The organism is Reinekea sp. (assembly GCF_046710285.1).
In the GTDB taxonomy this organism is placed as follows: domain Bacteria; phylum Pseudomonadota; class Gammaproteobacteria; order Pseudomonadales; family Natronospirillaceae; genus Reinekea.
In genome coordinates this window covers 1-22,018 of the sequence record NZ_JBKEGY010000011.1, presented here as the reverse complement: position 1 = coordinate 22,018, position 22,018 = coordinate 1, and the positions used below count along the sequence as shown (strand labels likewise).

23 protein-coding genes are annotated in these 22,018 nt (G+C 43.6%); 14 read left to right on the top strand and 9 right to left on the bottom strand.

All coding sequences use genetic code 11. The annotated features are described in order from the left end of the window. Positions 1-10 precede the first annotated feature (10 nt). On the top strand, positions 11-451 hold the full coding sequence (locus ACI882_RS09370; RefSeq protein ID WP_411743311.1) for a DUF1801 domain-containing protein: 441 nt from the start codon (positions 11-13) through the stop codon (positions 449-451). Here the strand turns inward: ACI882_RS09370 and ACI882_RS09365 are convergent. The 3 genes from ACI882_RS09365 to hisC form a co-directional block, all read right to left on the bottom strand. Then, positions 408-1,199, bottom strand: coding sequence for a class II glutamine amidotransferase (locus ACI882_RS09365; RefSeq protein ID WP_411743310.1), 792 nt, complete (start codon positions 1,197-1,199; stop codon positions 408-410). The genes ACI882_RS09370 and ACI882_RS09365 overlap by 44 nt on opposite strands. Before the next feature lie 141 nt (positions 1,200-1,340). Then, entirely contained in the window at positions 1,341-2,111 is a 771-nt protein-coding gene (locus ACI882_RS09360) for a transporter substrate-binding domain-containing protein (protein ID WP_411743309.1), read from the bottom strand. Continuing rightward, positions 2,108-3,178, bottom strand: coding sequence for a histidinol-phosphate transaminase (gene hisC / locus ACI882_RS09355; protein WP_411743308.1), 1,071 nt, complete (start codon positions 3,176-3,178; stop codon positions 2,108-2,110). The genes ACI882_RS09360 and hisC overlap by 4 nt, the downstream gene beginning before the upstream one ends. 130 nt (positions 3,179-3,308) lie before the next feature. Between hisC and ACI882_RS09350 the strand changes: the two genes are divergently transcribed. The 7 genes from ACI882_RS09350 to ACI882_RS09320 all read left to right on the top strand — a co-directional run bounded on the left by ACI882_RS09350 (position 3,309) and on the right by ACI882_RS09320 (position 9,780). After that, positions 3,309-4,175, top strand: a complete 867-nt coding sequence (locus ACI882_RS09350; protein ID WP_411743307.1) for a LysR substrate-binding domain-containing protein — start codon at positions 3,309-3,311, stop codon at positions 4,173-4,175. A 58-nt stretch (positions 4,176-4,233) separates the two neighbouring features. Beyond that, positions 4,234-4,584, top strand: a complete 351-nt coding sequence (locus ACI882_RS09345) for a DUF3088 family protein (RefSeq protein ID WP_411743306.1) — start codon at positions 4,234-4,236, stop codon at positions 4,582-4,584. Between the two features lie 353 nt (positions 4,585-4,937). Then, positions 4,938-5,888 carry a glycine--tRNA ligase subunit alpha gene (glyQ, locus tag ACI882_RS09340; RefSeq protein ID WP_411743332.1) on the top strand — a complete coding sequence of 317 codons (951 nt, stop codon included), beginning with the start codon at positions 4,938-4,940 and terminating at the stop codon, positions 5,886-5,888. Further along, entirely contained in the window at positions 5,888-7,954 is a 2,067-nt protein-coding gene (gene glyS / locus ACI882_RS09335; RefSeq protein ID WP_411743305.1) for a glycine--tRNA ligase subunit beta, read from the top strand. Before glyQ ends, glyS begins: the two co-directional genes overlap by 1 nt. A gap of 80 nt (positions 7,955-8,034) precedes the next feature. Continuing rightward, the gene (gene mutM / locus ACI882_RS09330) at positions 8,035-8,856 is read left to right on the top strand and encodes a bifunctional DNA-formamidopyrimidine glycosylase/DNA-(apurinic or apyrimidinic site) lyase (protein ID WP_411743304.1); all 822 of its coding nucleotides are present in this window, start codon (positions 8,035-8,037) and stop codon (positions 8,854-8,856) included. Between the two features lie 10 nt (positions 8,857-8,866). Beyond that, the gene (pdxH, locus tag ACI882_RS09325) at positions 8,867-9,505 is read left to right on the top strand and encodes a pyridoxamine 5'-phosphate oxidase (protein WP_411743303.1); all 639 of its coding nucleotides are present in this window, start codon (positions 8,867-8,869) and stop codon (positions 9,503-9,505) included. Positions 9,506-9,579: 74 nt separating this feature from the next. Beyond that, complete coding sequence (locus ACI882_RS09320; protein WP_411743302.1) at positions 9,580-9,780, top strand: DUF2892 domain-containing protein; 201 nt, start codon at positions 9,580-9,582, stop codon at positions 9,778-9,780. A 16-nt stretch (positions 9,781-9,796) separates the two neighbouring features. On the opposite strand, the gene ACI882_RS09315 is transcribed toward ACI882_RS09320, so the two are convergent. Both ACI882_RS09315 and ACI882_RS09310 read right to left on the bottom strand, forming a co-directional pair. Next, positions 9,797-11,014, bottom strand: coding sequence for an HD-GYP domain-containing protein (locus ACI882_RS09315; RefSeq protein ID WP_411743301.1), 1,218 nt, complete (start codon positions 11,012-11,014; stop codon positions 9,797-9,799). A gap of 103 nt (positions 11,015-11,117) precedes the next feature. Then, a complete protein-coding gene (locus ACI882_RS09310) occupies positions 11,118-12,125 on the bottom strand; it encodes a hypothetical protein (protein ID WP_411746724.1) in 1,008 nt (335 codons plus the stop codon). Between the two features lie 137 nt (positions 12,126-12,262). On the opposite strand from ACI882_RS09310, the gene ACI882_RS09305 reads away from it, so the two are divergent. Beyond that, positions 12,263-12,679, top strand: coding sequence for a GFA family protein (locus tag ACI882_RS09305; protein ID WP_411745518.1), 417 nt, complete (start codon positions 12,263-12,265; stop codon positions 12,677-12,679). 38 nt (positions 12,680-12,717) lie between these two features. Continuing rightward, complete coding sequence (locus tag ACI882_RS09300) at positions 12,718-13,539, top strand: hypothetical protein (protein WP_411745517.1); 822 nt, start codon at positions 12,718-12,720, stop codon at positions 13,537-13,539. A gap of 80 nt (positions 13,540-13,619) precedes the next feature. On the opposite strand, the gene selD is transcribed toward ACI882_RS09300, so the two are convergent. Genes selD through mnmH form a run of 3 tightly spaced genes read right to left on the bottom strand, consistent with a single transcriptional unit; the run spans position 13,620 to position 17,653 of the window. After that, positions 13,620-15,764, bottom strand: a complete 2,145-nt coding sequence (gene selD / locus ACI882_RS09295; RefSeq protein WP_411745516.1) for a selenide, water dikinase SelD — start codon at positions 15,762-15,764, stop codon at positions 13,620-13,622. Beyond that, positions 15,757-16,536 carry a hypothetical protein gene (locus tag ACI882_RS09290; RefSeq protein WP_411745515.1) on the bottom strand — a complete coding sequence of 260 codons (780 nt, stop codon included), beginning with the start codon at positions 16,534-16,536 and terminating at the stop codon, positions 15,757-15,759. The genes selD and ACI882_RS09290 overlap by 8 nt, the downstream gene beginning before the upstream one ends. Positions 16,537-16,540: 4 nt before the next feature. Then, entirely contained in the window at positions 16,541-17,653 is a 1,113-nt protein-coding gene (gene mnmH, locus ACI882_RS09285; protein ID WP_411745514.1) for a tRNA 2-selenouridine(34) synthase MnmH, read from the bottom strand. Positions 17,654-17,895: 242 nt separating this feature from the next. On the opposite strand from mnmH, the gene ACI882_RS09280 reads away from it, so the two are divergent. Next, entirely contained in the window at positions 17,896-18,378 is a 483-nt protein-coding gene (locus ACI882_RS09280; protein WP_411745519.1) for an FKBP-type peptidyl-prolyl cis-trans isomerase, read from the top strand. 41 nt (positions 18,379-18,419) lie between these two features. On the opposite strand, the gene ACI882_RS09275 is transcribed toward ACI882_RS09280, so the two are convergent. Further along, positions 18,420-19,421 carry an integron integrase gene (locus ACI882_RS09275; protein ID WP_411745513.1) on the bottom strand — a complete coding sequence of 334 codons (1,002 nt, stop codon included), beginning with the start codon at positions 19,419-19,421 and terminating at the stop codon, positions 18,420-18,422. A 422-nt stretch (positions 19,422-19,843) separates the two neighbouring features. Here ACI882_RS09275 and ACI882_RS09270 point away from each other — a divergent pair, with 422 nt between their 5' ends. From ACI882_RS09270 to ACI882_RS09260, 3 genes are all read left to right on the top strand, one after another. Beyond that, a complete protein-coding gene (locus tag ACI882_RS09270; protein ID WP_411746725.1) occupies positions 19,844-20,371 on the top strand; it encodes a GNAT family N-acetyltransferase in 528 nt (175 codons plus the stop codon). A gap of 84 nt (positions 20,372-20,455) precedes the next feature. Continuing rightward, positions 20,456-20,857, top strand: a complete 402-nt coding sequence (locus ACI882_RS09265; protein ID WP_411746726.1) for a hypothetical protein — start codon at positions 20,456-20,458, stop codon at positions 20,855-20,857. Between the two features lie 567 nt (positions 20,858-21,424). Next, a complete protein-coding gene (locus tag ACI882_RS09260; RefSeq protein WP_411746727.1) occupies positions 21,425-21,814 on the top strand; it encodes a hypothetical protein in 390 nt (129 codons plus the stop codon). The last annotated feature ends 204 nt before the right edge of the window (positions 21,815-22,018 follow it).

The following is a 22,018-nucleotide window of genomic DNA, read 5'->3' as shown; positions in this document are numbered from 1 at the left end:
GAGTAAGAAGATGGCAAAAACAGAGAATAAAACTAAGCCAACAGATCAATCAGTCGCAGATTATATAGATGCAATTGAAAACAAAACTCGCCAGTCCGATTGTAAAAAACTCATTGAAATTATGTGCGAAGAAAGTGGTTGCGAGCCTGTCATGTGGGGGAGCATCGTTGGCTTTGGCAACTATCATTACAAATATGAGAGTGGTCGAGAAGGCGACTTCATGCGTACTGGTTTTGCCAATCGCAAGGCTGCACTTTCTGTTTACATTATGGCTGGCTTTGATGCCTATCCAGATTTAATGACAAAGCTTGGAAAGTTCAAAACAGGTAAGTCTTGTCTGTATATTAACAGCTTAGATGATGTCGACGTCGATGTGTTGCGTCGGCTTATTAAAGAGTCGTTGCAATTTATGGCGCAAACCTACGGTCCTGAATTAACGCACCGTCGTTAGCAATATATAACTTATTCGGTTGCATAGGCAGCCACGATTCATCCGAAAGCGGAACGCTGGCGAACAAGACTAACTCTTGTTGATTCTCGGTAGATTCTTCTGTACTGGCGCTTAAAGCATTCTGTGTCGAGCAAGCGCGGCAAATCATATACATGCCGGGTGCGGAAATTTCACCGTTGGCTTGGGTGCGTTTGTTGGAGAACGCATAGAGATAATCACCGTCGCTAAAGAGTATATTTAGTGGCCCTAATGGCGATAAACTCCGTAAAAATTCTTCTATCTTATTTCTCTTTGCATCAAAATCTAAGGTTGATAGCGAACTAATAATTTCCAGTAGCGCAGAAAATACAACCTCTGAATCGGTAGTTCCCTCTGGTGAATAGCGTAGTTCGAGAGCCATTTCTTGGGCTTTTGGAACATGGCCATTGTGGGCAAAGACGAGCGATTGCCTATCTAATTGATGCGAAAAAGGCTGGGTGTTTTGCAGACAAACATCGCCATGAGTCGCTAAGCGAATATGAGAAATAATTAGAGAAGACTCAGGCGATTGGGCTTGAATACGGTTAAGCGTAGAAGAGTCTGAAGCTTGTTCAGGTGCTTTTTCTAACCAAGCTTGATGACCCTGATAATAGGCAATACCCCAGCCGTCTTTATGTGGGCCAGTTAAACCGCCATGTTCAGCAAAGGTTGTTAACGTTTGCTGTACGTCGGTAGCATGCTTTGCTGAAACGCCAAATAGTTCGCACATAACCCAGCACTCTAGTAAATCACCTTAATATTAGTATAATCTAATTTTTAAAATACGCCACTATAAAGATAGGAAGTAACCAAGATCTAGCTCTAAAACAACCATAGCAACGCTACGTCGCCATGGCTTAAAAATGGCTAATTAGTCGCCATAAATGTCAAAATTAAAATATTTTTCGGCTATTTCATCGTAAGTACCGTTGGCTCGAATGGTGGCTATGGCAGCATTAAACTTTTCTGCTAGGTCTGTATCACGCTTGCGTAAGGCGAGTGCCGTGCCCTTGCCCACGTATGCTTCGTCTGTGACTGGCTTGCCGACAAACTCAAAAGCTTTGCCGTCTTCAGTGTTTAAAAAGCTTAAGGCTAATTGATCAGAGTTAGCAAATACCAAATCTAAACGTTCATTAACAAGTTCCATGTAAACTTCGGCTTGGCCGTCATAACGTAAGATATTTACATCGTTGCCAAATTTATCTGAAATATAAGTATCATGAATGGTGCCGCGCTGAACCCCAATGTTTAGGCCTTTTAAGCCCTCAGCGCTGACATCGAAAGTTCGATCTGAACGACCAGCGAATTGTGCTGGAGTTTTATAGTAACGGTCAGTAAAAAGTACTCGTTTTTGGCGGTCTTCGGTGATGCGCATAGAAGCCATGATGACATCAATTTTGCGGGACAATAAACCTGGAATTAGTCCATCCCAGCCCATGGTGACCCATTCGCAATCTAATTTTGCTTCAGCACATAAGGCCTCTGCAATCTCAATATCAAAGCCAACAGGCACTTGCTGTTCATTTTTATAGTTAAAAGGTGGGTAGGTGAAGTCGGAACCCAGTTTTACAGTTTCTGCCATGACTGGAGCAGATAAGCAGGCAGTGGCTAGTGCTAAAATGGTTACTAATTTTTTCATCATATTTCTCTCTTTTTGTTATTAAGGGCAGATATGATTTCTGCCATGCTTTGTTCGGAGCCAATGGTAATGCGCACACAATCTTGCAGCGCAGGTTCGTGACTTTGGTTACGAGTGACAATGCCTTCGGCAATTAAAAGGTCAAAAGGGTTAAGGCTTGGCTTAAAGCGAACTAACACAAAGTTAGTTGCGCTCGGGTAAATCCGTTCAACCCATTCAGATTCGCTCAACTGATCGCAAAATTGTTGCTTTATCTTGTTCTGCTTTTTAACCGCGGCTCGCATCTGTTCAACATTGCTTGGTTGCAATGCATCAATGGCGATATCTGCACAAGGGTCAGGGATTGGGTAAGGCGCAATGAGTTTACGAAGGGCGTTAATCATGACAGGGCTGCCGACAACAAAACCAACACGAAGCGCAGCTAGACCAAAGGCTTTAGACAGTGTGCGAATAATGACTAAGTTTGGAAACTCCGCCAGTAGAGGCAATACCGAGTCTTGTTCGCTGTACTCGATATAAGCTTCATCAACAGCAACCACATGAGACTCTTTAGTTTTTTCAAGTAAATGACGAATAGACGACGAATCGAGCAAGTTACCGGTTGGGTTGTTCGGTGCACAAATAAAGATGAGCTTGGTTGTTGGCAGCAGTGTCTCAATTGAGGGTATGTCTAATTCAAAGTCAGCCGTCAACGGAACGCGGTGAACCCCCACACCTGAAGCGGTAGCGCAAATTTCATACATGCCGTACGTAGGCGTACAAATGAGTATGTTATCAACAGCCGGGGCACAAAAGGTCCGAACCAAAAGTTCGATGCCTTCATCGGCACCGCGCACGGCCAAACAATCGGCTTCAACCTGACAAAAGTCTAGGTAAGCCTCGGCTAATTGCTGAGGTTTAAAATCAGGGTAACGATTTAAGGGCTGCTGTGGATTACTGCAGGGTAAAGGTTGCTCAAGCTCGTTTGCATTGAGATACAAATGACCGGTCGCACCAATGCGACGAGCTGATTGGTAAGGTATGAGGTTTTTTATTGACTCAGGGAGCAAGCTTGAAATTAAGTTATTCATGATATATCTAGACCAACCAAGGCGTATGCCTATTAATTAATAGAAATCCGCTCGACTATAGTCAGCATCTGGTTGATTAAGAATCGAATTATTGTCATGCTAGCCATGCAATTTTTTCATGGTTAAGCCTATGGCTCGAATACCCTCAAGTAAGGCAATGTTGGCGTTTGTTACCACAGCCCAAAGCCTCAACATAACGCATGCCGCCGAGACCTTAAATTTGACGCAAGGCGCTATTAGTCGTCAGCTTTCAAATTTTGAGCAAGAGCTTGGGGTTACGCTGTTTCATCGGCAAGCTAGAGGTTTGGCATTGACCAGCGCGGGCCGCCAATTGCTGCCAGAAATAAGCCAAGCATTGCAAAGAATTCAGCACTCGATAGACCAGCTTGCCACCAACCACCGCCGCATACGCTTAAAAGCACCAAGTTGTGTTACCTATTGGTTGATGCCTAAATTGGCAGATTTTCATGGCCGGCATCCAAGCTTAGAAGTCGAACTCACCTCGACAACCAAACATGATGTAAACTTCTTAACCGAACAGTTCGATGCTGCAATATGTTTTGGCCACCGCTCAATAAGCCAAGGAACCGATAGACACTGGTTGCTAGATGAAGTGCTGACGCCCATGTGCACACCTGACATTGCTAAAACTCTTGATAGTGCCAATCTTCTGCAAAGCCTCACAGAGCATACTTGGCTGCACGCCAACCAAGAGCATGCTGATTGGCAGCTCTGGCTAGCCGGAACAGGCCATGAAAATGTTCAAGCAGAGCGCAATCAAATATTCGCCACATTAGACATGGCAACCAGTGCAGCAGCAAGAGGTTTTGGCATTGTGGTCGGGGATGTAAATTTGGCCATTCATGAACTGGAAAGCGGTCGCCTGATTACGCCATCACCGATACAAATAAAAACCAACAACAGCTACTTTTTACAAATACCGCAAGACAACCAAACCCCAGCGGCAATAACGCTGCTAAAAGACTTGTTCAGTTAGACTCAGCTTTAAATGAAAGGTTAACATTCACCAAAACATACAGTCATACGGAATTTTCATGAACAAAGACACCTTATATTTATTAGACGCTCACAATTTCGTAAAAGAAGGCCTAGTTAGATTCTGCCCAGCGTGTGCCATGGTGGTCGGGTATTTAAAATATTACCCGAAGATTGCCGAGCAAATCGACATCATCACGGTTTCACCAGAGCGACCAAGAGCCAAAATCGTAAATTTGATTGGGGAAGACAATCAGGGCTCACCCGTACTCGTATTAGCAAAAACCTCAATACTGCCCGAAGGCATCACAGCACGCCAGGCCAATGGCTATCAATTTATAAATGAGGAACGTCAAATCCTAACCTACCTAGGCCTAACCTATAACGGCGGTTTATCACTAGGTTTTTAATCCCATTTTTACGTTACTAATCACAGTCTGATGCAAAACTAAGCGAGGGGCTGAATAGGCTGTGAAAGGCATTCTGAGCCAAGGATGGCGAAGCATAGCGCACATGGATGTGTTTACAGCGACCTTTCACAGCCTATTCAGCTCATCGCGAGCCAAAGCATAGCGCACACGGACGTGTTCACAGCGGCCTTACAAAGCGAAATCACCACCTCACGAGCCGAAACCACCCAAACCACCAAAAACCCCGCAAGCAAACAATTAAAAACCCGCATGACCACTGGCTTTGCCCTGTGTATAATGGCAGACCTTTTGAACTTTAAACGCTCGGGCGAACGGACTTAATCGTGACGAATATGACATCGGAAACACAGACATTTCAGGGCTTGATCCTGACACTGCAAAAATATTGGGCCGACCAAGGCTGCGTGGTACTACAACCACTCGATATGGAAGTGGGCGCAGGTACCAGCCACCCAGCCACATTCTTACATGCCTTAGGGCCAGAAACATGGAATGCCGCCTACGTGCAGCCTTCGCGCCGCCCAACCGATGGTCGTTACGGTGAAAACCCAAACCGCTTACAGCATTATTATCAGTACCAAGTGGTTCTCAAGCCAAGCCCTGACAACATTCAGGAACTGTACTTAGGCTCATTAGAAGCCATTGGTATTGACCCAGCGATCTATGACGTTCGCTTTGTTGAAGACAATTGGGAAAACCCAACTTTGGGCGCCTGGGGGCTAGGTTGGGAAGTATGGCTAAACGGCATGGAAGTGACTCAGTTCACCTATTTCCAGCAAGTCGGCGGCATTGAATGTTACCCAGTGACCGGAGAAATTACATACGGCTTAGAGCGTTTAGCCATGTATGTTCAAGGCGTAGACAGTGTGTATGACCTCATTTGGACCATTGGCCCAGATGGCACACCAGTAACTTATGGCGATGTGTATCACCAGAACGAAGTTGAGCAATCAACCTATAACTTTGAACACGCCAACGTAAAAGAATTGTTTCACCAGTTCGACTACCACGCCGCCGAAGCTGAAATGCTCATTGGCAAGAGTTTGCCATTACCCGCTTATGAGCAAATTTTAAAAGCAGGCCATACCTTCAACTTACTCGATGCGCGTAAAGCGATTTCGGTGACAGAACGTCAGCGTTACATTTTACAAATTCGTACCTTGTCGCGTTCGGTTGCTAAAGAATACTACGATTCCCGATTACGACTGGGCTTTCCACGAGCGCCCGCCGCGCTGCGTGATGAAGTGATTGCAAAAGAACAAGCTCAGGGAGAAAAGAAATAATGTCACATGCGAATTTTTTGATTGAACTGGGCACAGAAGAGTTACCACCGAAAGCATTACGAACACTTAAAAATGCCTTCGCCGATGGCATTCTCGATCGCCTAAAAGCAGCGGGCGTGCAATTTGAAAGCAGTGAACGTTTCGGCGCGCCGCGTCGTTTGGCGCTCACCATTACCGCCTTGCAGCTTACGCAACCCGATGAAAAAATTGAACGCCGTGGCCCAGCTATTGCGGGTGCCTACGACAAAGAAGGCAAGCCAACCAAGGCCTGCGAAGGTTTTGCACGCTCTTGTGGTGTAACCGTTGCAGAGCTCACGCAACTTGAAACCGACAAAGGCACCTACGTGGTTTACAACGGTACCAAAGCCGGTAAAGCTACCAAAGATTTATTGCCAGAAATAGTTCAGCAAACGTTAGACGCATTGCCGATAGCCAAACGTATGCGTTGGGGTGCAAACCGAATTGAATTTGTACGGCCAGTTAAATGGTTGTTGATGTTGTTAGACGATGAAGTGGTACCGGCAGAAATGTACGGCGTGGTTGCGGGCAATACAACACGCGGTCACCGTTTCCATGCGCCGAAAGAAATCACCATAACCGATCCACTTTCTTATGCCGATGTATTGCGCAGCGAAGGCAAGGTAATGGCCTCATACAGCGAACGCCATCAATTGATTGAAACTAGCGTCCAAGCCATTGCCGCTGAAAAAGGTATCGTAGCGGTTATCGATTCAGACTTACTTGATGAAGTAACCTCGCTAAACGAATGGCCGGTGGCCTTAGTTGGCCAGTTCGAGGAGCGATTCCTAGATGTTCCTGCTGAAGCCTTAATGTCTTCGATGGAAGAGCATCAAAAGTATTTCCCAACGGTGAATGCCGAAGGTGCGATTCAGCCGTACTTTATTTTCATCGCCAACATTGAAAGTAAAAACCCACAGTTGGTCATTGAAGGTAACGAAAAAGTTATTCGTCCACGCCTAGCCGATGCCGCCTTCTTTTGGGAAACCGATAAAAAAACGCCATTAGCCGATCGTGTTGAAAAGCTTAAAACGGTTATGTTCCAAAAAGACTTGGGCAGTACCTTCGATAAAGTTCAACGGCTACAAAAAACGGCTGGTTATATCGCAGGCTTAATTGATGCTTCGGTGTCAGAGTCTGAACGAGCGGCCTACTTATCAAAAGCCGACTTAGTCACCGACATGGTGTTTGAATTTACCGACTTACAAGGCTTGGCGGGTCGTTACTATGCCCTAGCCGATGGCGAACCTGAAGCCGTCGCCGAAGCGTTGCATGAGCAATATAAACCAGCCGGCGCTGGCGATGCATTGCCACAAACGCGTGAAGGTATGGCGTTAGCCTTAGCAGACCGGTTAGATAATTTATCGGGCTTGTTCGGTATTGGTCAGCCGCCTACAGGCACCAAAGATCCTTTTGCGTTGCGTCGTGCTGCATTGGGCGTATTGCGCATAGCAGTTGAGCGTGAGCTAGACATTGACTTAGTTGATATCGTTACCTTTGCCGCCGATCAGCACGCTAACTTAGCGAAGAAAGAAGTCGTTGTTGGGCAGGTCGTTGAATACGCATTAGATCGCTTCAGCGCGTTGTATCAAGACGCAGGCTTCCGCACCGAAGTGTTCCAATCGGTTCGTGCTTTAAACTTAACGCACCCATACGATATTGATCGACGTGTTCGCGCCGTGTCAGAATTCAGCAAGCTTGAACAGGCTGCTGCATTAGCCGCTGCCAACAAGCGTGTATCTAACATTTTGTCGAAAGTGAAAGGCGACATAAATGAGCAGATAGACACCAACTTGTTAACTGAAACCGCTGAATCTGCCTTGTTAACCGCACTAGATTCAGTCAGTGCAGATGTCAGCGCCGCCGTTGCCAAAGCAGATTATGCTGGCGCATTAGCGCTGCTAGCAGGCTTGCGTGATGTGGTTGATACTTTCTTTGATGAAGTGATGGTGATGGCCGAAGACGAAGCGGTTAAGAATAATCGTCTAGCATTGCTGGCTAAATTACGTGGCTTATTCATCTTAGTGGCCGACATTTCAGTTTTATAAGATCGCGAAACGTTACTCTCTTGCCCAGCTAAAAAGGCAAGAGAGCATTCTCGTCAGACCAGTCTTGAATAAGGGTTGTGATGCCAGAGTTACCCGAAGTAGAAACCACTCGTCGGGGTATAGAACCCCATGTGAAAGGCCGTTCCATTTCTCGCATCACAGTTCGTGATAGCCGTTTACGTTGGCCTATTCCTGAAAGTTTACCCGCTTGGGCAGAAGATCAAAAAATTCTCCGCGTTGAAAGGCGCTCCAAATATCTGCTTATCGTACTAGAGCGCGGCACCATGCTGGTTCATTTAGGTATGTCTGGGTCTTTAAGAGTGTTACTAGATGATCCAACGCCCAGCAAGCATGACCATGTAGATGTTGAGTTAGATAACGGCATTCGCTTGCGCTATAACGATCCGCGTCGCTTTGGTGCCTGGTTGTATACCGAAGCACCTGTCGATGAGCATAGCCTGATCGAAAAGCTCGGCCCTGAACCGCTGACCGATGCTTTCAACTTTGACTATTTTTATCCGCTGACACGTAAACGTAAAACCAAAATCAAAACCTTTGTCATGGACGCGCACGTCGTCGTTGGCGTAGGTAATATTTATGCCAATGAAGCCTTGTTTATGTCGGGTATCCACCCTCATAAGCTGGTGGGTAAAATTACGAAAGCCGAAACAACGCTGTTAATTGAAAACATCAAAAAAGTCTTAGCCCATGCCATAGAGCAAGGAGGCACAACCTTAAAAGACTTTGTTGGCGGTGATGGTAAACCAGGTTACTTTGCGCAATCGCTGAATGTATATGGCCGCACTGGATTACCTTGTTTTACTTGTGAAACACCTATTAAAGAATTACGTACTAATAACCGTGGTACGTTTTATTGTTCTGTTTGTCAGTCATCTCGATAAGAGGCTCTGCATGAAATTAGAAGATATTCGTCGTGAATACACGCAAATGGGTTTGAATCGTGATGATTTAAATGCCGACCCTATTGCCCAGTTTGACCATTGGCTAAACCAAGCCATTGACGCCAAACTCTCATCGGATCCAACGGCCATGAGCCTAGCGACCGTTGATGAGCATGGCCAGCCGAGTCAACGTGTAGTCTTACTAAAGCACTTAGATGAACAAGGCTTTGTTTTTTACACCAACCTTGAAAGCCACAAGGCGAAAGACATCGCGCAAAACTCCAAAGTAAGTCTTCACTTCCCCTGGACGCCACTTGAACGACAGGTCATTGTTTATGGCGTGGCAGAAAAGTTAAGCATGGCCGAGGCGACAAAGTACTTTATTACCCGACCGAGAGATTCTCAAATAGCGGCTTGGACCAGCCATCAAAGCCGAGTCGTTGATTCACGCAAGGTGTTAGAACAAGCATTTGAACAAATGAAGAATAAGTTTAAGCAAGGTGATATTCCACTGCCATCGTTTTGGGGTGGTTTTCGAGTTCGCCCAGTTAAAGTAGAGTTCTGGCAAGGGCGCGGCGCAAGACTGCATGATCGCTTCATGTATGAACTTGAAAATGAACAATGGCAAATAAAACGGCTGCAACCTTAAGTGAATACATTAGCTTGATCTAATCTAGGTTCGGCGTACACTAAAGGCAGACTATCATTCAAAGGAGATACGATATGAAGCTTAATGTAGGTCAAACAGACCGCTATATTCGCATGGCCGTAGCCGCAGTCTTGGTTGCATTGGTATTGTTTGGTGTTGTAACCGGTGTTGCAGCTATTATTGCCAGTGTCGTTGCTGTTGTTTTTATAGCCACCGCGACTGTTAAGGTATGCCCTCTTTATATGCCATTTGGCATTAAAACTAATAAAGAGTAAACAGTAGCGAGTTGTGTTACATGATACCCGAGATGTCGATTTTTAGAGCTCTGGCATCAAGGGTATTTATAATCTCCATGCTGACTTTCTTATCATCTAAGTTAACAATTTCTTGTTCAATATGATGCTCGTGTCGAACATTGTAAAAAACCTTAATCACCGGATGCTTTGGGCTGCGGCGATTGGCTTCCAATACCACCCCTGCACGACCATTCGATAATTCAACTAAAGTACCCACTGGGTATACTGATAAACTTCGGATGAAATCGTAAACTAGTTCTTTATCAAGGTGGAAAATACTCCACTCAACAAGCTTTCTAAGGGCGTCGTTTGGTGCCATTCCCGTGTGATAAACGCGATCAGCTGTTACCGCATCATAAACATCACAGATTGCAGACATACGACCAAATTCAGTAATTTCTTTTGCAGGCAGGTTACGGGGGTAGCCGCTGCCATCTAGCCGTTCGTGATGTTGTCGACATATAGAGCGTGTAATATCTGAAAGGCCTGCAGTTACATCTAGTATTTGTTCACCATAGGTGACATGACGTTTCATCTCTTCCCATTCGGCGCCGCTGAGTTTTCCGGGTTTATTTAGAATTTCGTTGGGTACTAGAATTTTACCAATATCATGAAGAATACCGCCTGCCACGACCTGGCGCATAACATCGGGTTCTATGCGACGCGCACGACAAAAAATACCAAGCAAAATACCGACATTTACCGAGTGCTCAAGTAAGTATTCATCTTTAGTTCGTATAAAAGATAGGCACGCTAGCGCGTTTTCGTTTTCGTTTAACGAGTGAATTAAATCATCTGTGGTCGCATCGACGGCTTGAGCATCAATACCCTTGCCATTTTTGATATCTTCAAGAATATCGCCAATAAGGCCTTTCGCCTGAGAATATGATTTTTCAGCATTGTCTCGCGACGTCTCAAGCGGAATGCGCTTAGGACTATGGTTGGCATCACTTTGGGTTTTTAAAGATTCAAACTGATGGGCTTGCAGTTGTTTTACAGGGTCAATTTCAAGACATTCACCTTTCGCACAATCGATGCCTTTATTGGTATCTATGTATATTTCAGTAATACCCAGTTTCCTGATCTTTTCGATAGTTGCAAGGCTGCCTATTTTACCACTGCGTGATTTATTACCGGCAGGTACCCATTGATTATTTAAATCTGATACGTACATGCCTGGCTTAAGGTGATCTATTTTGATCTTTTTTATCACAAGGGTGTCTCACAACTTATCTTATAGTAAGCATAGACTATTTTTCACGGATGTATCTCTAAATAACCATTTATGACCGTCGTTAGAATTGGTGGTTCTAGCATTACTGTATATTTTTAAGATTAAAGCCAATGCGGGGGTAGGAACCTAGGTGATAACTAACTAACCAATGCTCGCCTGCGTTAGCGCCTTGCAGGTCATATGCTTGGGTAGTTAAGGTGATTTCTGAATCATTTTCATATAGATGGATATCATTGTAGATATTGATAGATGTACTCAAAACGAGCTCGTTGTTTAGAGGGTTAAATTGCTCCGGAATAACCACTGTACCCAGCGATACTTTTACCTCATCACAATGCAATGTCTGTTGAATAGGGTTTATACACTCTAAACTTGCCGTTAACTTAAAAATATTACGGACAGGGAATAAAGCAGCATGGCTCTTTTTATCGCGAAGGCACAAAGTTATATCTATTTGTTCCGGTAAAAAAATGCCCTGTGGTTTTAGTTGCGAGCCGAGGTTAGAGGTAACAATAACTTGAGGCTCTTGCTCCAAAGCCTTTTGCATGGTTTCGGTTAATATGATGTCAAAATCAATAGATTGAGAAAATTCACAAGCGTTTTCACAGTGATACCTAATGGTAATATCTTCAAAACCAAAGTGAATAATTAACTGTTGAGCACTTAACAACGATTCTTCATGGATATCTAAAAGGTGTACGTCTAAGTGAGTCGTGTCTAAAATACTCAATAGCGGTAATAAAATAGCCGCATAAGGGCCGCAACCTGCATAGAGCAGCCTAATAGTTTGCTCGGGTTTAACTTCTAACTTACTTTGGATAGCTGCATATAAACCTCTAATAAAAGCAACCGTGCGTTGATAATCTTTAACGCATTGAGCTGCTGCCTCTGGGTTAATAGCCACGCCTTGTTTTAACTCTGTATCACCAGCATGTGCGTTGAAACTTAATGAAGGTAAAATAGGCGAAGCATGACTGCATAAAAGCAAAAAATTATCGAGAGCTTCAGTAAGCTGTTGGTTTGAGCTCTGTTTATTAAGTATTGTAGAGGTAAGTTCTTCAAGTAATTGATTATCATTTTTATGCGGCATTCATTTCAGTCTCTAGTTATTCCAACCCAACATATCCAGTGAAGAATAGCGCTTACGAAACGAAAACTCATCCAAATTGTCACTTTTGACTAAATGTTAATGTAGACTAGATCAATTAAAAAATGGGCTTAAAAGAAATGTCTCAGTCTGTAACAAGTTGTCTATGCGGTTCTGTAAAAATCACCGCTGAAGAAGTGAACCCTAAATTCACTGTATGCCATTGCCAATCTTGTAGAACCTGGGGTGGTGCTCCATTTTTTGCCGTTCAATGCGGTACAAAGGTCCAGGTTGAAGGTGAAGATAAGGTCAAAATTTACGAATCGTCAGCTTGGGCTTCCCGAGGCTTCTGCTCAGAATGTGGCACTCACCTGTTTTTTAAATTCAAAGGCAGTGGTGAATATAATATGCCCGTCGGCCTTTTCCCCAGCTTGCCTGAGTTAACAATGGACATTCAGTTCTTTAGCGACCTGCGCCCTAGCTACTACTGTTTTTCAAATGAAACAAAAGAAATGACAACAGCAGAAATTATGGCGTTATATGCGCCAAAAATTTAGTAAATATAATCATATTTAAACACAAAAAGGAATTCGATGTGACGACGCAACTAACCCAAGGCCAGCAACGATTGAAAACTGTAAACAGGGTTTCAATTGGATTGTTTTTTATGTTTCTAATTCTGGGCGAGCTATACTTCTTGCTTCCAATAGGAACGGCTGATTTTTCAATTATTATAAACCGGCTAACTATGCCGTTAAGCTTTCTTATACCGATAGCTGTGCTGATGGCGTACTATTTGCGAAAGGTAATTAAAACCATTTATGTGCGCGAAACAGTAGAGTTAGCAAAAGGATGCTATACGGAACGCTCTTGGCTCGATATCGATGATAAAGTTTTAGTTTCTGTCGAGGGTAATGACGTGTCTTTTTTTGAAATACCTGAATACCAACTAAATGATGTTCAGAGTGCGTATCAGCAACGAGCTAGTTTTGACACACTCATCGAAACGGCTGGTGTTAAACGTTCAAAGGTCGTTACCATTGCGATGGCTGCGGTTGAAAAAATGACTTCTTCACATAAAAAGGACACCATTGAGGTTGAAATTGGTGAAGATTACCACTCTTTGGAATTCCTAAATGTTAAGATGAAGAACCATGCATTGACGCGGTTCCAATTGTTGCTTAATGACAAAATGATTTATCGAAAAACCAAACCTAGTCGTTTACGAGCAACTTTGCCTTGGCTGATCACAATAATAATTTTTGCGCTCATCATGTTCCTTATACATAACCCCTATGTTTGGGCTCTTTTATTTGGGATTGGTTTTTTTATGATTTTGCCGAAAATGTTGCGAGAATTGATTGACCCGACTCAGCTCGAAATTTGGGAGTTACCTGAAGAAGAGAGTAGTAAATAGCAATCGCTACTAGAGCACTCGGGTTATATAACACTATCAACGCGAGCGCTCAGATTTTTAGATTTTTAATCTAAATACCATTAGCGGACTAATTTAATTTTGTGATTTTCAGTTTTGTCAGTGTGGTGAACTTCGCCAATTTTAATCGCATCAGTCTTGGCCATAATTTCTTGTACTACATCGGGCGATACTGAGATTAACAAACCACCATTGGTTTGTGGGTCGAGCAAGCACTTAACTTGAGCCAACTCTTTATTGCCAATGTCACACTGGCTTAACAATGGCAAAAGGTGAGGTAACAATGATGATTCAACACCACGTTGGCTTTGTTCTAAGGCACCTTTAATGAGAGGGATACTCTCTAACGTAAGTTCAGCGTCATAAGGCGTTCCCTTGAGCATTTCCAATAAATGCCCGATTAAGCCAAAACCGGTGACATCGGTCGCGGCATGAATTTGTTGGTCTTTTATGGCGGTAAAAAACTCTCGGTTAGATTGCAGTAAAGTTTCCCACAAGGCTTCAACACTGTCTGGTGGAGCAATACCCTGTGCGTCAGCCGCTAAAAGTATGCCGGTGCCGAGAGGCTTATTAAGCATTAGCCAGTCGCCTTCTTCTACCGCACCTTTTTTCCAAAGCGATTCACTCGACCCGTTTACCACTAGGGCCAAATGCGTTTCCAACCCTTCAGTGCTATGCCCGCCGACTAAGGTGGTTTCATGGTGCAATAAGGTTTCTGTTACGCCAGCCATTAGGCGCTTAAAGTCTCGTTTGATTAACCTAGGGTGATTAAATTCTAGGTTTGCCCAAACCTGTGCGCTGGTGGGTTGAATGCCCATGGCGTATAAATCATTCACTGCGTGATGTGTAGCAGCAATGCCGAGCTTGTAATAATCTTTGGTGAAGGCGCGAAAACCATCAATGCTTTGTAACAGTTGCGTATTTTTTAAGACAGCGGCAACTGCGGCGTCTTCGGCTTGCGTTAAATCGGTGGCGAGCTCTTTATTTGGGAAAAGTGTTAAGTCTTTTAGTGTTTCGCTAAGCAGCTCAGGACCAATTTTACTGCCACAGCCTGCGCAATGCATAGGTTCATCGCCCATACTGGCCATTGCCGGTAAATGCTTATCAAACAGCGCCATGAATTTTTGATCGATGCGATCTTTCCAGTGCCAAACCCATTCGCCTTTCATACTCAACCAACCGCGCTGACCCACCGCGCTTTTGCCGCCAAGAGAAACTAACGAGAGGAAATCGGTCTGCAGCTTTAAGTCGGTCATCGGTTGCTGACGGAATGCCGCGTGTAAATTTTTAACTAAAAATGGTGCTGACCTTACCGCGTAGACACCCGCTTTGGGTCTGGGTGATTTAATCATAGCGGCGACATCACCACAGGCGAACATATCTTGATGTGACGTGCTCTGTAAAAATTCGTTCACGGCAATAAAGCCGGCATCATCGGTATCTAAACCAGCCGCTTTTGGCCAAGCAGGCGCGGTAGCGGGGGTACACCAAATGGACTGATCAATCGCTAAGCTTTTACCTGTATTAGATTCAATAGCATGTTCAGTTACCTTGGCGACACGAAAGTTATCAACAAGCTCGATGTTGTATTGCTTCAATGCAATCGCAACGTGCTTTTGAACATTGCGATGATAGCCTGGTAGTAGGGTATCGCCCGATTGCACCAAAGAAAGCTTAAGTGCTTCGCCTGTCTCTTTAAAACGATGCGCAATAGCCAGCACCATTTCAATGCCCGCTGCGCCACCACCGATGATTGCCCAATGAGGGGTTTCGGAGTTTGATTTTTCCGCAATGAGTTTTCGCCAAGTTGCGGTGAGTTGACTAACCGGTTTGACACCGACACCGAATTCACGCGCACCGGGTACATTCACATTCGGTGTGGAGCCGGTGTTGATTGATACCTTGTCATAAGACAAACTGGCTTGGTTTTCTAACTGTATTTTTTTCTCTGTCACATCAATGCCAATGACACGAGCATGAACCAAATTAACATTCGCGGCTTTGCACAGTTTATTTAGATCTAAATGAGTTTCTTCTAGGCTGTAATGACCCGCAATATAACCCGGCAACATACCAGAATAGGGCGTGAGCAGTGTGTCGGTTATTAATGTAAGGCGTACATTTTCGATCGGCTTCATCGCCAGCATACGAAGCACAAGTGCATGGGTATGACCGCCGCCTATAAAAACTAAATCACGTTCAAGCATAATGTTGGTTTCTTATCGTGTGAGATGTAACGGCTTTGTAACCCAACCACAGTGTTGCTAGAGGAATGATCATGCTTTTAAACAGCATACCCACAATGAGCGTGACGACTGAGCTGGAAATTTGAGTACCAATGTCTTCGTTTTTAATGGCAGGCGTATCGGAGCCAAAAATAAGGTCGCTAAGGTTAATGTTGGTGATCGCATCTTTAAGGGATTCTACAACTGCAATGGTAGCTTCTAAAACCGATAATGCCTCTTGTCCGGTTGCGTCAAAGTATAGGTAGTCAAAGAGCCAAACTACACACACCTGAACGACAAGAATAAAACGAATAAATATAATTATCAGTGTCCAGCGTAATAACCTAGACGACCAGTGGGGCTTTCCCCAAATACTGAACAAGCAAAATAAAGCAACGAGCGAGAACGCAATCTTTATTGGCAGCGATAGCGTTAACACCAGTAACACCTGTTGAATGCCCAAAGCCGTTAACGTAACCAGCAGTAAGCCAGAGAACCGTTCAACTAAATCATTCACCGGGTCTAATATTTCGCCAATGGTCACACTGGCAACGCCTATACCAATATCGGCAGACTGTATCACCGAGATCACACCGTTGAGTGTGCGCACTACGCCAAAGATGATTGCATTACTGGAGATACTGTCTGATAAAAAAACTTGAGCCATGACATCTAACTGCGGTAGCCAATTAGTGATGACAGCGACCAAGAGCGCAAGGGTGATCAGTACCTGTTCGGGTCGACGAAGTTGCATAAGTTTACCTTGTGGCTAACCACTCAATAATGTCAGCGTGACTGCCTTTGAAAATAGTTTTATCGGCCTTTTGCTTATATTGATATTCATACATTGGGTCGTAATATTCGCTGAGTAAAATATTAATGATGTCATCAAAGCCGGACCATTGATTTTGGTTTTTTAACGCCAACATTGCCGCATCGAGCGTATCATTCAACAGCGCAAACCGTGTACCACCCAAGCGTTTTTTAATACGAAAAACAGCATCGCGAATAAAGGCATCGAGTAGTTCGTAAGCTTGCTTGGGCTCGGTTTTTTGATAATGCTGAAAGGCATCCATAAAGTAGTCGCGGCGAATTCGAGTGATGCGCTCTTCATAAGGGGCTTCGAGCAAAATGTTGCTGGCTTGCTTAGCGGCGTCTAAATATTCAGGCAGCACGGCCACACGGCCTATTAAACGGGATTCGTCTTCAATTAACACCGGTGCTGTACTTATGTGATGGCGTTTTAACCAAGCCACCGACCATGCGTTTTCAAAATCTATTTGTGCCGGTTGAGGTTCAAAGGTTTTACCAAAGGCGCTGCCACGGTGATTTGCCAAGCCTTCTAAGTCTATTGAATGCGGCCAATCATGAATAACTTCGGTTTTACCCGAGCCGGTCGCGCCAGAAAGCACTAAAAACTGACCAGAATTGACCCGCTCATGCAATTGGTTAAGCAAATAAGTGCGCATGGCTTTGTAGCCACCCTCGACATAAGGGCGAACAACCCCAGCTTCGCTCAGCCATTGCTGGCTAATGCGTGAGCGTAAACCCCCGCGAAAGCAGTATAAAATGCCATTTGGGTACTGGTTTGCAAAGCTTAACCATTGCTCAACACGTGCTTGCTTCACATCACCGCACACCAGCTGATGCCCAAGCTCTTGAGCTGCCTCAGGCCCATTCTCTTTATAACAAATACCCACCGCTTCGCGCTCATCATCGTTCATGAGTGGTGCGCTTATACTGTGCGGAAAAGCGCCTTTGGCGAATTCGATCGGCGCTCGAACATCAACCATAGGGGTATCTGATAAAAACAGCTGCTTGAAATCGGTGATGGGTTGCAAAATAGAAGCTCGGAGAACATGAACCGCCATTATGGCGCGGTTACGGGGGGTAACTCAAATAAGATTGAACTTTGCAGCGATAAAGATGTCCGATTAATAACAAGCGTTCCCCTGCTAACAGAGCACAGCCCTTTCACAGATGGGGTTGTGTTCTGTTACACTTAGCGCACTCGCGTGTTTCTTCGTAAGAACGGCGGTCGCTTTTGCACTGCTCCGTACGTCTCCTTCGTTAGCTCGCATTCAAACATACTCTCTAACAGAGGTAGCGGTTCATTATGATCGAAGATAAAAAAGTAATTACTCTTGAATACCAAGTCACTGACGAAAAAGGCGAAGTCATCGACACGTCTGAAGGCCAAGATCCATTGGTTTATATGCACGGTGCACAGAACATTATTCCAGGCTTAGAAAACGCGTTGGCAGGTAAGAGCTTAAACGATACCTTTGACGTAACCGTTGAGCCAAAAGACGCCTATGGCGAATACAACGAAGAAATGGTGCAAGTTGTACCGCGCAGCGCATTTGAAGGCGTAGAAAGTGTAGAGCCAGGCATGGCATTTACCGCCCAAACTCAAGGCGGACCAGTACAGCTAGTGGTAACCGGCGTAGAAGGTGACGATATCACCGTAGACCCAAACCACCCACTGTCAGGCAAAACGCTAGGCTTCACCGGTAAGATCATCGATATACGCGATGCAACCGAAGAAGAAATAGAGCACGGCCACGCACATGGCGCTGGTGGTCATCACCACTAAGTTCTACTGAACATCTGAAGCCCACTTTTTAGTGGGCTTTTTTATGTCAAAGCATCAGCTGGGCTGACCATACCGCGTTCATGCAGGCCAACCACATGGGTATAAATTTGAGTTGTCTCAATAGAGTTGTGACCAAGAATTTCTTGAATGTTGCGTAAATCAACGCCTTGTCGCAGCAGCTCAGTTGCAAATGAATGCCGAAATGTATGGCAGCTAACACGCTTAACTATATTTGCTTTTTTTGTTGCGTGCTTTATTGCCCGCTGAATTTGTTGAGGGCCTATATGGTGGCGGCGTTCGACGCCCGAGCGAGGATCAATAGAACACTTGTCAGCGGGAAATAGGTACTGCCAACCAATTTCATATTGAGCATTTGGGTACTTTAGACTTAACCCATTAGGCATAAACACGCCAGCCAAACCTGCATCCCTATCTTCTGCGAATTGACTTTTAACAAAATTGATTTGAGCTTCCAATGGCCGAACAATAGATGCGGGTAAAAGTGTTCGTCGCGACTTATTCCCTTTGGTCTCCATTAAAAATAGCCCGCCATTTTCGATGTCGATGTCTTTTACACGTAAGGTTACCACTTCCTGTATTCTTAAGCCGCTACCATACATAAGCAAAACACATAGCTTTTTTATTCCAGCAAGATTATCAATAATGGCTTTGGCTTCATTGACAGCCAAAACCACAGGGACTTTGCGCGGGTTTCTAGCTAATGCGAAACTCAAATTACTGGTGTCTAAACCCAAAAAATCACGAAATAAAAAGACCAGCGAATTTAGGGCGATTCTTTGCGTGTTAATAGAGCAGTTACGCTCGTTCGACAAATGAGTTAGAAATAACTCAACATCAGCCAAGACAAAATCAGCCACTGACCGATACGCTTTAAAATAAATAAACCGCTTAACCCAGTGGCAATAGGTTTTTTCTGTACTGTAAGCTAACCCTTTAGAGCGGATAAACAGCCTAAAGCAATCATTGAACTTTGTAGAACCGCTATTAATACTTTGTCTCACGTCAATAACATCTTTATTCATACACAAATCCTTTTCTGTATGAATAAACAGTAACCCAGCCGACTGTTTAAAACTTGTGATTGCTATCACATATCTGCAATGTTCTTCAATAATTTAAGTATTAGAGACGTAAAACAACGATTAATCGCGGGTTATAAGTCACCGCGACGCTTTTGCCAAATAACCCTTTTAATTCTGATTGGCCAATAAATTCCTACTCTTTTAAAATCAATAACTTAGAGAGACATATAACACTGACTAATGCGTCGCCGCGACGCATTAGCCGGGTTGTTAAATTGACAAGATTAACGGAAAGCTACAGTATGACTGCATTGTAAAAATAATTTAGGGAAGACGCTCCGTATTAAGCGTCTTTCGGGGATATACGTCGCTGAGACGTTTAATAAAATGTTAACATAATCAAAAAAGGAGTTATGTATTGCATGTTTGAATTCAATAATTTTCAAATGAAGATTATTCAGCCTAAGGATTTAGACCCCTACTACTATTTTGGTTTTTGTGATATCTCAGAAGAAACAAGATACTTTACAGGTACGACCGAGCATTTCACTAAAGAGCAGATTGAGTCATATATCCTCAATATTTCGGAAGACACCACTCGATATGACTTCCTGATTTCTGAAGGTGATGAAATAGTTGGGGAAGCGGTACTATCGGATATAAATGGAAACAATTGTCATTTTCGAATAGCAATATTCAATAAGAAAAACTTCTCTAGTGGTATTGGATTCTCAGCAACAAAAATTCTGTTAGATTTTGCTTTTAGTGAACTTGATCTAGAGGTAGTTGAATTAGAAGTATTTCCATTCAATGAACGAGGAATTGCCTTGTACTCTAAGCTAGGATTCAACCTAGTAGATCAAGTTATCGATGATGAGGCTAAAGAACCATATAGGGAAATACTCATAATGCGATTAAACAAAGAAAACTACGTTCGCAGTTTAAACTAGTAATGTTAACAATCCATTGCAATGGACTCGGAAAAAGCTCCTCGCCATTGAATAGGGGCGTTATTTGCTAGCAGGAGATCAAACTTGCAGAAATATCTAATCTTTGGCTTAGTTGTATGTATTACTTCTATAGTAAGTTTTTCCTTTGGTTTTGTCCTCGGAGATCTTGATAGCAAAGAAAGAGAGTTCCAGGTAGAAGTGGCTATAGAGAAGCAAATAGCAGCGCTAGAAAGAGCAAGTGATGCAAATATGTATTCTAGTGAGCCTTACAATAGTTTCATGTTTTCTATCATTCTTCTCGAAAGTATTATCGAGAACCCGGAAATGGCTCATACGAATATTAAGTCAATTCTAGTGCAGGAGTTACGATCGAGGAAAGATTCAGTTAGGTCTTATTGTGGCTCAAGGGCAACCCAAATGTTTAGATCGTCGTGTGAAAAAGCCGTTGATAAAGCAGAACAACTTGTTGAGCAGTCTGGCAAATAACAAATTGCTCCATCGGACATTTTTTCCGTTGCTTGATTTTGGTTTTATACGCTATGCTAAACCAAAATCAAGCAACGGAAAAAATGCAGCTGAGCAAGGCGTTAAGAGAGCGTATGGGTATTTTTCTACTACTAGAGATTCTTGTTTGGGTTTTACCTTTAATGCTCTTTCTTAAAATATTAAGGAGTAACAGAATTGAATTGGAGTCGAGAAGCGACACCCTAAAATCATCTTTAATAATAGGCCTCTTAATAAGCCCATCATTGATTGTTTTTGGTTACGGGTACTTTATTGTGCCGTTGATATATCTAATTCCAATAGTTAGTTTTGTTTTTATCGGTGACTGGGTAAATATATTAGCAAATATCCGAAGTTGGAAAGCGGAAGAGTTTTTATTGTTCGTAATGCTACCTTACGTAGTGGTAGTATCAGCTATATTTACAGGGTTGAGGTTATGGCCGCTCTTAACAAGGCGCTGAAACTAGCGGCCTTAAATCCACCGCTACGCGGTAGGCCTTGGACTCGTTCCTCGCCGTTTAGCTTTGCGTTAAGGTAAAGGAATTACTTATGAACATACTTCGGGCATTATTGGTAATTTTGTTGGCGACATGCTCTTTCTCAGATCAGGGATTGGTATTAAGGTTTACCATTGAAAAAAGCGACGGATCAGATTTTTCTTATAGGTATGAGAATGCTGTACTAGTTTCATTTGATAAAGAGCACAGTTTCCAGATTCCCAATCAGTATGAATTAGTCGTCGTAGCAGAAAATATTTCACCAAACAAAGCTAGAGTTCGTTTTGAATACAGTGACATTCAAGGTGATAAACCAAAGTTTATAGATAAGTATGAAAATCTAGTTATTGTTGACGAATCTGTCTCAATAACACAACCTAAAAACCTAGGTAAGAGCGAGTACAAACTAACTCTAATTTCATCGTATGGTGAATTACCTTAACAAATAATTGTTGTTCAAGCCCAAAACCCTTGCTTCGCAAGTGGGCTTCGGACTCGTAAACTCGCCGCAAAATGTAAGCGTTCAGGCTGTATAAAAACCTCCAAAACCTTTATTAATTGGTTTAAAATGGCGTAACTCAAACGGAGTTTGTTTATGCCAAAATTCATTCCTTATGATTTTAACCAAAGCTCCATGGTCGTGATT

What these genes read in the sequence shown, in the direction of transcription:
- ACI882_RS09290 (WP_411745515.1), bottom strand. Translation starts at nt 16,536, where the DNA reads ATGCAACTTCGTCGACCCGAACAGGTACTGATCACCCTTGCGCTCTTG.
- ACI882_RS09345 (WP_411743306.1), top strand. Translation starts at nt 4,234, where the DNA reads ATGAACAAAGACACCTTATATTTATTAGACGCTCACAATTTCGTAAAA.
- ACI882_RS09275 (WP_411745513.1), bottom strand. Translation starts at nt 19,421, where the DNA reads ATGAATAAAGATGTTATTGACGTGAGACAAAGTATTAATAGCGGTTCT.
- ACI882_RS09360 (WP_411743309.1), bottom strand. Translation starts at nt 2,111, where the DNA reads ATGATGAAAAAATTAGTAACCATTTTAGCACTAGCCACTGCCTGCTTA.
- ACI882_RS09350 (WP_411743307.1), top strand. Translation starts at nt 3,309, where the DNA reads ATGGCTCGAATACCCTCAAGTAAGGCAATGTTGGCGTTTGTTACCACA.
- ACI882_RS09310 (WP_411746724.1), bottom strand. Translation starts at nt 12,125, where the DNA reads ATGCCGCATAAAAATGATAATCAATTACTTGAAGAACTTACCTCTACA.
- mutM (WP_411743304.1), top strand. Translation starts at nt 8,035, where the DNA reads ATGCCAGAGTTACCCGAAGTAGAAACCACTCGTCGGGGTATAGAACCC.
- ACI882_RS09370 (WP_411743311.1), top strand. Translation starts at nt 11, where the DNA reads ATGGCAAAAACAGAGAATAAAACTAAGCCAACAGATCAATCAGTCGCA.
- mnmH (WP_411745514.1), bottom strand. Translation starts at nt 17,653, where the DNA reads ATGGCGGTTCATGTTCTCCGAGCTTCTATTTTGCAACCCATCACCGAT.
- ACI882_RS09305 (WP_411745518.1), top strand. Translation starts at nt 12,263, where the DNA reads ATGTCTCAGTCTGTAACAAGTTGTCTATGCGGTTCTGTAAAAATCACC.
- glyS (WP_411743305.1), top strand. Translation starts at nt 5,888, where the DNA reads ATGTCACATGCGAATTTTTTGATTGAACTGGGCACAGAAGAGTTACCA.
- glyQ (WP_411743332.1), top strand. Translation starts at nt 4,938, where the DNA reads ATGACATCGGAAACACAGACATTTCAGGGCTTGATCCTGACACTGCAA.
- hisC (WP_411743308.1), bottom strand. Translation starts at nt 3,178, where the DNA reads ATGAATAACTTAATTTCAAGCTTGCTCCCTGAGTCAATAAAAAACCTC.
- selD (WP_411745516.1), bottom strand. Translation starts at nt 15,764, where the DNA reads ATGCTTGAACGTGATTTAGTTTTTATAGGCGGCGGTCATACCCATGCA.
- ACI882_RS09260 (WP_411746727.1), top strand. Translation starts at nt 21,425, where the DNA reads ATGAACATACTTCGGGCATTATTGGTAATTTTGTTGGCGACATGCTCT.
- ACI882_RS09365 (WP_411743310.1), bottom strand. Translation starts at nt 1,199, where the DNA reads ATGTGCGAACTATTTGGCGTTTCAGCAAAGCATGCTACCGACGTACAG.
- pdxH (WP_411743303.1), top strand. Translation starts at nt 8,867, where the DNA reads ATGAAATTAGAAGATATTCGTCGTGAATACACGCAAATGGGTTTGAAT.
- ACI882_RS09270 (WP_411746725.1), top strand. Translation starts at nt 19,844, where the DNA reads ATGTTTGAATTCAATAATTTTCAAATGAAGATTATTCAGCCTAAGGAT.
- ACI882_RS09320 (WP_411743302.1), top strand. Translation starts at nt 9,580, where the DNA reads ATGAAGCTTAATGTAGGTCAAACAGACCGCTATATTCGCATGGCCGTA.